1 protein-coding gene is annotated in these 664 nt (G+C 69.0%); it reads left to right on the plus strand.

Annotation, left to right across the window (positions count from 1 at the left end; all coding sequences use genetic code 11):
- Positions 1-664 (plus strand): ammonium transporter (locus tag AE652_RS42600; RefSeq protein WP_369808383.1); only part of this gene is annotated, 664 nt, incomplete at both ends.

The following is a 664-nucleotide window of genomic DNA, read 5'->3' on the forward strand; positions in this document are numbered from 1 at the left end:
CTCATCAGTGCGGCCCTGGTCATGCTGATGACCCCAGGGCTGGCCTTCTTCTACGGGGGCATGGTCAGGGCCAAGAGCACGCTGAACATGCTGGCGATGAGCTTCCTCTCGCTCGGCATCGTCAGCGTGCTGTGGGTCCTCTACGGCTACTCGCTCAGCTTCGGGTCCGACTCCTTCGCCGGCCTGATCGGCAACCTGGACCACCTCGGGATGCGCGGCCTCGGCCTCGACGAGCTGACCGGCTCCATCCCGGTCACCGCCTTCGCGCTGTTCCAGCTGATGTTCGCGGTCATCACCCCGGCGCTGATCAGCGGTGCCGTCGCGGACCGGGCGAGATTCGCCGCCTGGGGCCTGTTCATCGCGCTCTGGGTGACGGTCGTCTACTTCCCGGTCGCGCACTGGGTGTTCTTCTTCGACGGCGGCCACGGCGGCTGGCTGGGCGACCGCAACGGCGTGATCGACTTCGCCGGCGGGACGGCCGTGCACATCAACGCGGGCGTCGCCGGCCTCGCGCTCTGCCTGGTGCTGGGCAAGCGGATCGGCTTCAAGAAGGACCCGATGCGCCCGCACAGCCTGCCGCTGGTGATGCTCGGCTCCGGGCTGCTCTGGTTCGGCTGGTTCGGCTTCAACGCGGGCTCGGCGCTGGCCGCCAACGGCGTCGCCG

It is taken from the genome of Kitasatospora sp. MY 5-36, from assembly GCF_001182915.1.
GTDB lineage: Bacteria > Actinomycetota > Actinomycetes > Streptomycetales > Streptomycetaceae > Kitasatospora.